Here is an 8847-nt window from a genome sequence, read left to right on the forward strand (position 1 = left end):
TACACAACGTCAACCACACGTTGTACAAAACTTTTTTCGTGAGAAACATGTTGCTTACTCCGCTGCCTAAAACTGTTCACCATTCTATGCTCTGGTTAGTAATCCAACTCCTACAACAGGAGGGAAAACAAGCTGTATGGCAAGCGCAACAATATGCAGCTAGTCTCGATGAAACGCAAGTCAGGCAAATGCTGAGGGCAGCACTAAGTGCTGCCGATGAAAAATTGAGCGAAGCATCTGGCTGGTTGGAGATGCTGGGCTTGAGCTGGGGAAATGAAATCGGTGGAGAACGGAGCGTCTCCAGCGCCGAAAAAATGGCGCTAGCTCAGAAGATCGCAAGTAATACCAAGCTCAAGCAGATCGCTGTTGTTGCCGGACGTTTGCAACAAATTGCCGAACGCAAGCGTCGCAGCCAAGCTCTAGATGCCTTTGGGGAGATAACGACGATTGAGTTAGGAAATAACTTGTCGCGGTTGTTGCCCAGCGAACTCCAGAAACTCTCCGCTCCCGACCTCTTCCCTCTGTTTGCGCTCTCCTATTACGATCGCTCCCTACTGCAATACAAGACGAGAGGGAAGGAGAAGCAATGCAAAGGACCGTTGGTGGTGTGCTTGGATTCCTCTGGTTCGATGGATGGATTGCCCGACACTTGGGCAAAAGCAGTGACGGCAGTGTTAGGACAAATTGCCCAGCGAGAGGGACGGCACTTGCGCGTCATCCATTTTGCAACTAGAGTTTGTCGAGTTGATGATTTTCCACCCCATCATCATGACTTTTCTCGACTGCTGGAGTCGATGCTGGCTTTTTACAATGGTGGCGGCACTGCCTGGGAGCCAGCTTTATTATCTGCTACCGAATGTATTGAGCAGCAGCAAAAGTTCAAACAGGCAGATATTGTTATGGTTACAGACGGCAAGTGCGATCTAGAGCGGGAATTTTTGGAACAGTTAAAAGTCAAGAAACAACAGCGAGAGTTTAATATTTATGGAGTCTTAATCGGTGGCGCGGGCGAACGGCTCCTTAAGCAGTTTTGCGATCGCGTGTGGGTTGTTAGAGATCTCATCAGCGATGAGGTAGCGATCGAAGAGCTATTCTTGCTATAGTTCGCGCTCTCACCTGCTAGATCAACAACTCACTATCTAAATATCTGATTGGGAAATATGTCTAAACAAGGTGGTTGGGCGCGAACCAAAAATCTCCGTTATAGAGCGAGAGATAGTCAAACTAAGTGGTTTGAAAAAACTCTTCACCTCATCACTTCAGAGGCTGTGCTATGCTTTGACCTGCTACGACAATGGTTGCGATTGAAGAAAACTATAGCCGCGATCGAATCGTGGAATCATTCTACAGTTGAACTGGTTGAGTTCGTCAACGATGTCAGGACTATCAAAGTCTTTAGAGTTTCGATTCAAAAAACACGCCTGCTGTGGCCGATCGCGTCGTAGATGAGTCATAACTGATGCATAAACAAGCGCATCTTGTGGTGTTAGATCGTAAGTAGTTTCATAAGACGCTGCTTCGTTCAAGATGTCAGCGGTAAGCGCCACAATTTCTCCCACCTTGAGCAGTCTTTCTCGACATTGGATAAAGCGATGTCGTTCTTCTTCATTGCTTTGCACCATTAAGCTAGCAATATCTTGAATGCTCTTAATCCGACTAGCATAAGAAGTTGTACGTAAAAGTTGACGCAACTCAGCATCCAACGATCGTTGCAGCTCTCGGCGATTCCGTGCTTGGCGACTCAGTTTTTCATGCGGTTCCGCAAGACAATATGCTGGAATAATCAAATGTCCTTGCCCTGCTTCACACATTTGTAGGATTTGTTCGCAACTTGCACTCTGTTCTTGCTCGAAGGTAAGCTCTAAAACAAAATTTGTTTCGACATAAATATTCACGCAACTGCCTCATGCTCAAACTTTCCTCCGGCTAGGGCAGCATACAGTCCTGAATCAATCAACCAATGCTGCTGGGCAGCTACATCCTCCGGCAATTTCTCCGAGTGAATTATCTCTCCCAACCAAGATGCAATAATTAGTTCCAGGCTTTGTCCACTGATTTGTTCTTCCCTCACCCCTGCCCGTTCAAAGTAAGGCTGAAGAATAGGACGTGAATCGATAGCGTATGTAGGTTCACTCTGCTCTAGATGAGCCTCTGTATCAGTCCATAAGTAAAATTTATCTGGAAAGACCATCAGAAAATACGGGGCTTTTGGAAAAGTTTCGTGTGCCAGGATATTGCGCCGAAGGCTTGCTGCCCACTGGGGTGATACGTTGGTTTTGCGCTTGACTTCAACAGCCAGAACTAGTTGACCGTTGCGGTTGTCAACTGCTAAATCCCACCCTAAATCGGCTCTAACAGACATAATAAGTTCATATGAGAAATCAAATACACTACTATTTTGACGCAAAACACTAGCTGTTCGTCAAGGGCAGCGATGACAAGATACTTACATAAAGATATCTAAAAAAAGCCTGCCTTACTGGTTAATAGTTTTGTTAAAAAAATTCGTCTCTTATGAAGAAAACATTCTCAAATTCCTTCTTAAATAGTAGTTTTACACGTACAGTTTGCGTTCGATACAATAGCTTTTTTTAGAAAAATTAATCATTTTTCGGGTTTTTTACTCATTTTTTTTCATCCTTATGTTTAGCTTTTGATCGCAAACATAGAATAGCAAATATCGTGCAATTTCTTCCATCTTTAACTATAGTAAGCAGCGTAAGCGATGCTGAACGTAGTTGTCGCACTCGATTGTCGATCGCGAAGGACATAGCACCGAAAAGCTTTTTTACTCTGAGGTCTGGTCAATTTTGTCGCATAGGTAGGATCGACACCTGAGAAACTTCCCAACATTACTGATGCTGATATCGGTTAGTGTCGTCCCAATCTTAGCAGCTCTACCCCATTTGAGTGGAGATGGAGGTGCAGCATCTAAGCTACCAGAACTGAGTACCCATTGAGGTTAGTGACTGAAACCATTTCTTAGCTATTCGGACAACTTATAGCTTAAGTTTTGCCAAGTATAGCACTACCTTTATATAAGATAAGTGTGACTTATCTTTCATACCGACGAGTGTACATGGCATCGCTGGCTTTCGCTACCAACAATTTCTTTGTCTTAGGCGTTTCTAAATAGATGCGATCGCCCTCAATCCGCAGCAGCCTCCAAGTACAGCCTTGTTTAGCCCAAGCTAGATGTATTTGCTTGCCAATAAAATTAGCAAGTTGTTCTTTTGGAATTGGTAGCATTACCAATTGCGCTTTTTGTTGCTGTTCTCGTTTCATAACTAAATTCTCTCCAATTAAAATAATTCCCTCCTACTAGCGGTAAGAGGGAAAAAAATACTCAGTGCAACGATCGCTGTGTTGAATGCAAACAGTTTAGAAAAGGTTTCGGATAATATCGTTTGGCGTTTTTTTGTAACAGCTAGGATTGAGAACGAGGTCGCTGGCAGGATAGCGCTTGGCTTTTTTATCGTGCAGCAGCATGAGTTGGTTGCGGATATCTTCTGGAAATTGTGTTGATTTGTGGCTGACAGCATCGCTGTTAAACGGGCTGCTCCAGAATAAATGCCAGAGTTCAACAATGTTTTGTGAATTGCACTGAGGTACTAAATTATTGCCGAAGCAGATACTTCCTTCTCCCATAACGTTGGGTAGGGGAGCTGCGTACAAATTGCCCTCTGGGTCGAACGAGCTACCTTTCATTGCCCAAATATAGTAAGTTCTGCCGATTCCCACGAATAGCAAAGCAGGCAAAGTCACGGCGAGTGGCAAAGATTGGTTATCTACATTTTGGAGAAGAATGTTGTATTTTTGCGGTGGAAAATAGAGCAGAACCCATTCGCCGTTTTTACCTTTACCCCATCTGACAATATGATTTGACAACCATCCTGAATCTAGAGCTGGCGTGCTGAATGCAGCTGCAACAGCTTCAGGCGAAACTGGTTTGTATTCAACACCATCTTGAGTTTTGCTCACGAAGATGTATTGTCCGCGTAGAATGAGTAAATGTCCTAGAATTTCGTCATCTGGAACGGTATGGGCGATGGTACGAGCGATCGCCATTGCTGATAGCTGCGGCAGTTGTAGCACGGTTGGGGTTGTAGATCCCGTTGTCTTAGTTGAATTGTGGGTTCCTACTTCTGAAGTAGCTATAGAAATTTCTGATGCTTGAGTCATGGTTTTGATGAAGTAGCGCAGTTCCAGAGTTCAAAGGCGGCTTTTCTATGAGCGACATCGCTCTCAATCCATTCACCCAGTGCTGCGGCTTTGTCCCAATAACTGTTGGCAATCTGCCATTGCTCGGCTAGAAACATGATATTTTCATGAGTCCAAGCTAAGCTTTCACAGACTTCCGTGCTAACATCGCACCAGATACAGCCAGTGCTTTTGTCAATTAGGGCGATCGCCTCATATAAATAGCAAAGAGGATGCGGTTGTTCGGCACAAAGTTGTTGGAACCACTCTAGATCGATTGTGTCGGCAGGAGGTAAGCGTTTGGGAGTAAAACCAAACTTTTCTGACCAAACTTCCAAGTCGTAACCAAATCCGAGTAGCGAGAGTAAGAATTGGTCGCAGTCTTCTAAATCTTCTAGATCTTCGTACCACCAATCGTTAGTTTTAGGTAGTATTGGTATTTCGTACTCTCTTGAGGTAGTAGTTTCAAATTCCTCCCATAATTCTATGGCAAAAAGTTGTTCGTTGACTAAATGTAAAAATTCGATTTCTTGGTCGCAGTAAACGCTATCAAACGTGCGTCGATCTAGTGGAATTTTAGATGCTTGCCACTCTTGAGGAAAAACTTTTTGGTAGAGATGGAGAAGTTGAGTTTTACCAGCTAAATCTTGCAGGTATTCGAGAGCATCGGTAATGGTTACAGGGGTGCGGTATTGCAGAATTTGTTGGCTAAAAGATGATAGCGATGCTGATACTACATACATATATAATTGATGTTATGCAGCCATTATTTGGCTGCACGTTTAATTCAGATGAGTTTTGGCATAATTCGGGCAGGGGTAGCAGGGGCGCGACACAAATCTAAATTCGCTCTGGCGATCGCAACTTCCCACTTTTGACCGTTGGTGTATGCTGCTTCAATCTGCGGCTGTAAAGCAATCAAAGCAGTTAGATCTAAATCTTTTTGCAGTTTTAATTGTTCGATCTGCCAAACTAGCGATAAAGCCGGATTGAGTTGCGGTGGTGCAGCGCCAAGTTCTTGGCAAACTACTGCGACAGAACCTTTAGTCCCCGCACGTTTGAGCATTTGAATGGAGTGTGACCGAAATTTAATGTAGGGATTCAGCAAGAGTGAAACCATAGCGATTAATTTTTGACCAGAATTGCTGCCATCGACCTGAAGTGTAAGTTAAGGTTCGCAAACTTAAGACAATCCCAGCACCACGTTCTTTCCATTTCATTCCGGCACCACACAAACGTGCTTTGACAATCACCTTACATGCTGATTCAGTGACTCCCGAACCAATCGGTAAATTCCAGGCAACAACTTCGGCATAATGCATTTGGTGATGGTGGTTACGAAAGTAGGTGATAGCATCAAGCAATCCAGAACGCACTGGCTCAGATAGCCGTTTTGTCTCAACTGCTTCCATTTCTGTTAACAAACGAGTGGCGGCACCGACAGAGTGTTTGAGAATGTGACAATGGGTATCCATCCAGGCTTGTTGATATTCAACACTGCGAGGGTGGATGGCTTTGGCAACTTTACCCAGATACTGCGTCGCGTGGTAAAAATCTAACACTTGGCTATGGGTGAGTGGCTCTAGAAACGTCCAATTCTCCGGTGCGCCATCGGCTAATCCTTGATAATGGGCATCAGGGTATAATCGCTTTACTTGTTCGACTTCCCGTTGCATCCGTAAAAGAAATATCTCTCGTCCATGTTCCGGCGCAGCAGCAATGTAGGTCGTATGTTGACGTTCTCCTAAAGCGTCGTACAAACTGATTGTCCCTACCATTGCTTGCCGCCATCCATCTTCACACAGCAACATGCACGTTCCATCCACCCCAACACTCACTGCCTCAATTGCCATCGGTAGCTTTGGTGTTTGATAGTGCCAATCTTCTTCCTTGAATAGGGCAATGGTGCCGACAGCTTCTGCCAAGGTTTGCACAAACGACCGATGACACGAGCGCCCATGATTCTCTCTCAAGTCTTCTACTAACCGCACGCTGCTCATCTGGGAGTATTTATGGCTGATTTGTTGTGCGAACTTCGGTGTCGAAGTGATGATGATGCGAGCATCCACTTCTAATGGACAAAGGGTTTTCCCCCCATCACTGTTTTGATAAACATGGCGCTCTAGAGCTACCATTCCATATGGGGTTTGATAAGTCTTGGGTAATTTTCCTTTACTGAGTCCAACGCATTCCCCCACTCTCAATCGGGGAACCATCAGTATCAAACTGTTTAAGTGCTTCTCCACTCGCTTTAGTTCCTGCCTCATTCAACACTGATTGGAGTGTTTCTTCTGTTTCTAAAAATGTCTTTTGCAATGGCACTACGAGCTGGAGTGTGACAAACTCAGCATTGCTTTCTACAATTGTTACACTCATGACCCGATCTCTCCACCTGTACCTGCTTTATCTAGAGCATACCAGGTTTTTTTCTCACATCAATATCTGGTCATACCCTTTGAATGCGTACCGTATCGCCCTCGGTTCGGCGTTGAATTTCTGCATTTGCTAGCTGGGGCATATAGGCAGCAATGGTGGTGCGGAGAACATCATCGTTTGCTGCAATGCTTTCATCTAATGGGGTTTCTTGACCTTCGATAACCAAGACGTATTTCATATCGGTGTACTAAAATAATTTGAGTTGATTTAGGTCAGACGGTCGCGCTACAGGTGCTTGAGGTAAGTCGGGTACGACAACTTGACGAGTTGGAACTTGTTTTGGCTGAGATTGCTGGCGTGATGAAGAGCGAGCTTGCATCTGCGGCAAATTTTCTTTCAGTTTTTCGATCGCTTGCACGAGTGGTAAACTGCTTGCTTCCAAGGCGCTGAGAGTCGAGCCGAACAACAGAGGTGGTTCGTCAGCAATGCCAACTGCTATCAGTAGCTTCCTCTCATTTTCATGCAGCGGTAGTATCTGCAAGTTGACGACGATGGTAGTTCTGTCAAAGTCAAACTTGTCTTGTACGGAGGATACAGATTCGGTTGTTTTCGTGTCGGTTTTACTCGATGGAGTGGAAGCAAAGGTGTTTAGGCTGCTAGAGGGTGCAACACCATCGCTAGGTTCTTCATCGTCTAATTCCAATTGAGCTAATTCTTCAGGATCGTCAGCGGTAGAATGGGGAGAACTGCCAGCGGATTGCTTGTTGTCAGTAGGTGCAGTCATGATAGATAAGCTAATCTGTATAAAGTTTTAATAGTGATGCCAAATTTGTTGAAGGTTTTCCACTTGTATTGGCATTCACCAGGTTTGTATTTGGGGGAGAGTTGACTCCATCGCTCCCAACTAGCTAGTAGGGTAGGACTAACGCTATGCAGTGCCATGCCAACATAAAGCCAGGTGTCATAACTATCGGCAAATTTGGGATGGATGACTTCCAGCAGAATCAGTGCTTGCTCGATGTTGCCGTCGATACCTGGGTAGAGGTGAGCGTACCTATCAGTAACGCAATGCTGGCGAATGCTCGTACTGTTGCGAGCATACCGTCTAGTTTTCTCGGCACTGACGAGCATTTTGCCAACGATCCAGTCTGGAGCATTGGCAATTTCAACTTCGCTCGGACTGCAACCTCGAAGCCACTGATAGCAATATCCTTGAGGATGTCCAGAAGGTGGGAGTACGGAAGATAGATTTTTCCCTCTCAACTCCAAACATTCTCGTTCTCTAGTATAAATGCGCCTGGACTTGAGATTTTCTGGAAGGAAGGAGAGATGCAAGGGTATACGGTAGAGATATTGCGCTCTATGAGGGCGACCTGACGTGAAAGCAACCGTATTTGGTAAGTAAGCAAGGGCAGCATTTTTAATTTCATCGGGTGAAAAGTTAGCGAATTTGGAGTTTTTATTGTTTTCATTTGAGAAGTTGGAAGTTAGGACTTGTTTATACGCACTGATGCCATCGCAATCGACAGCAATTATGAATTCGCGAGCGTTAGCACCGCAGATCAATGCAACACCTGTAGGCGATACTTGGGTGAAGCCTTCTCTTCGGTCGAGGACTCGAACTTTACCTGTAGAAGCAAGTTCCGATTGCAACTGTTTGGGAGTAAACGGTCGTTGTTCCCAGCGATAGCCTAAAGGTCTTTTCCAGTGCGTAGGTACGAGATGCCAGTGTGTTGGCAGAATTTCCAGGGTAGAAATAACGGCATCGATAGCTTTTGCATTCATATTTGAAATGCAACTTTATGCACTGCAAATATGGCACAGCCATTTTCGTTGACTGCAATAGTCGCTTTGCTATTTAACAACTGCAAGCTGAATACATCTTCAGCTATTTGTGGCGATCGCAGCCGAAAATGTATATTGTATTCTTATCTAATAAGATATGTATGGGGTTACAGCAGTTAAGTTTAAAGCTACTCTACTTATTTTTAGATCGTCTTCATGGTGTATGCTACCAACTTCTTCAGCTGTTTGATGGCAGCCCACAGTCAGTACAACAGCAATTAAAGCTAATAATACCGTTTGATCGAGATAATTTAATAGCATAAAATTAACAATATATGAGTTTTAACTACATTTTTTTGAATAAAGTTCTTTTTTATTAGGTAATTACTAACCAGAGCATAGAATGGTGAACAGTTTTAGGCAGCGGAGTAAGCAACATGTTTCTCACGAAAAAAGTTTTGTACAACGTGTGGTTGACGTTGTGTA

10 protein-coding genes and 1 pseudogene are annotated in these 8847 nt (G+C 44.3%); 1 reads left to right on the forward strand and 10 read right to left on the reverse strand.

Going from position 1 to position 8847, the window contains the following annotated elements; all coding sequences use genetic code 11:
• On the forward strand, nucleotides 1–1103 hold a 1103-nt coding region (locus H6G17_RS31305; protein ID WP_242038701.1), incomplete at its 5' end, for a VWA domain-containing protein.
• A 183-nt stretch (nucleotides 1104–1286) separates the two neighbouring features.
• Here the strand turns inward: H6G17_RS31305 and H6G17_RS33750 are convergent.
• The 10 genes and pseudogenes from H6G17_RS33750 to H6G17_RS31355 form a co-directional block, all read right to left on the reverse strand.
• Nucleotides 1287–1895 (reverse strand): PIN domain-containing protein, encoded by a 609-nt coding sequence (locus H6G17_RS33750; RefSeq protein WP_192162500.1) that lies wholly within the window; start codon nucleotides 1893–1895, stop codon nucleotides 1287–1289.
• Nucleotides 1892–2362, reverse strand: coding sequence for a hypothetical protein (locus tag H6G17_RS31315; RefSeq protein ID WP_192162501.1), 471 nt, complete (start codon nucleotides 2360–2362; stop codon nucleotides 1892–1894). Before H6G17_RS31315 ends, H6G17_RS33750 begins: the two co-directional genes overlap by 4 nt.
• A gap of 692 nt (nucleotides 2363–3054) precedes the next feature.
• Complete coding sequence (locus tag H6G17_RS31320) at nucleotides 3055–3285, reverse strand: hypothetical protein (RefSeq protein WP_192162502.1); 231 nt, start codon at nucleotides 3283–3285, stop codon at nucleotides 3055–3057.
• 96 nt (nucleotides 3286–3381) lie between these two features.
• Entirely contained in the window at nucleotides 3382–4182 is an 801-nt protein-coding gene (locus tag H6G17_RS31325) for a hypothetical protein (protein WP_192162503.1), read from the reverse strand.
• Nucleotides 4179–4943 carry a hypothetical protein gene (locus H6G17_RS31330; protein WP_192162504.1) on the reverse strand — a complete coding sequence of 255 codons (765 nt, stop codon included), beginning with the start codon at nucleotides 4941–4943 and terminating at the stop codon, nucleotides 4179–4181. The genes H6G17_RS31325 and H6G17_RS31330 overlap by 4 nt, the downstream gene beginning before the upstream one ends.
• Before the next feature lie 44 nt (nucleotides 4944–4987).
• The gene (locus H6G17_RS31335; protein ID WP_192162505.1) at nucleotides 4988–5266 is read right to left on the reverse strand and encodes a hypothetical protein; all 279 of its coding nucleotides are present in this window, start codon (nucleotides 5264–5266) and stop codon (nucleotides 4988–4990) included.
• A 22-nt stretch (nucleotides 5267–5288) separates the two neighbouring features.
• Nucleotides 5289–6576, reverse strand: a pseudogene (locus H6G17_RS31340) (ISKra4 family transposase).
• 70 nt (nucleotides 6577–6646) lie between these two features.
• Entirely contained in the window at nucleotides 6647–6814 is a 168-nt protein-coding gene (locus H6G17_RS31345) for a hypothetical protein (protein WP_192162506.1), read from the reverse strand.
• Between the two features lie 9 nt (nucleotides 6815–6823).
• A complete protein-coding gene (locus H6G17_RS31350) occupies nucleotides 6824–7360 on the reverse strand; it encodes a hypothetical protein (RefSeq protein ID WP_192162508.1) in 537 nt (178 codons plus the stop codon).
• Nucleotides 7357–8361 carry a bifunctional DNA primase/polymerase gene (locus tag H6G17_RS31355; protein WP_192162510.1) on the reverse strand — a complete coding sequence of 335 codons (1005 nt, stop codon included), beginning with the start codon at nucleotides 8359–8361 and terminating at the stop codon, nucleotides 7357–7359. The genes H6G17_RS31350 and H6G17_RS31355 overlap by 4 nt, the downstream gene beginning before the upstream one ends.
• Between the last annotated feature and the right edge of the window lie 486 nt (nucleotides 8362–8847).

Source organism: Chroococcidiopsis sp. [FACHB-1243] (assembly GCF_014696895.1).
Classification (GTDB): Bacteria; Cyanobacteriota; Cyanobacteriia; order Cyanobacteriales; family Chroococcidiopsidaceae; genus Chroococcidiopsis.

Bases quoted from the DNA above. Each gene is read 5' to 3' on its own strand.
- H6G17_RS31350 (WP_192162508.1), bottom strand. From the start codon at position 7,360: ATGACTGCACCTACTGACAACAAGCAATCCGCTGGCAGTTCTCCCCAT.
- H6G17_RS31315 (WP_192162501.1), bottom strand. From the start codon at position 2,362: ATGTCTGTTAGAGCCGATTTAGGGTGGGATTTAGCAGTTGACAACCGC.
- H6G17_RS31335 (WP_192162505.1), bottom strand. From the start codon at position 5,266: ATGCTCAAACGTGCGGGGACTAAAGGTTCTGTCGCAGTAGTTTGCCAA.
- H6G17_RS31345 (WP_192162506.1), bottom strand. From the start codon at position 6,814: ATGAAATACGTCTTGGTTATCGAAGGTCAAGAAACCCCATTAGATGAA.
- H6G17_RS31320 (WP_192162502.1), bottom strand. From the start codon at position 3,285: ATGAAACGAGAACAGCAACAAAAAGCGCAATTGGTAATGCTACCAATT.
- H6G17_RS31355 (WP_192162510.1), bottom strand. From the start codon at position 8,361: ATGAATGCAAAAGCTATCGATGCCGTTATTTCTACCCTGGAAATTCTG.
- H6G17_RS31330 (WP_192162504.1), bottom strand. From the start codon at position 4,943: ATGTATGTAGTATCAGCATCGCTATCATCTTTTAGCCAACAAATTCTG.
- H6G17_RS31325 (WP_192162503.1), bottom strand. From the start codon at position 4,182: ATGACTCAAGCATCAGAAATTTCTATAGCTACTTCAGAAGTAGGAACC.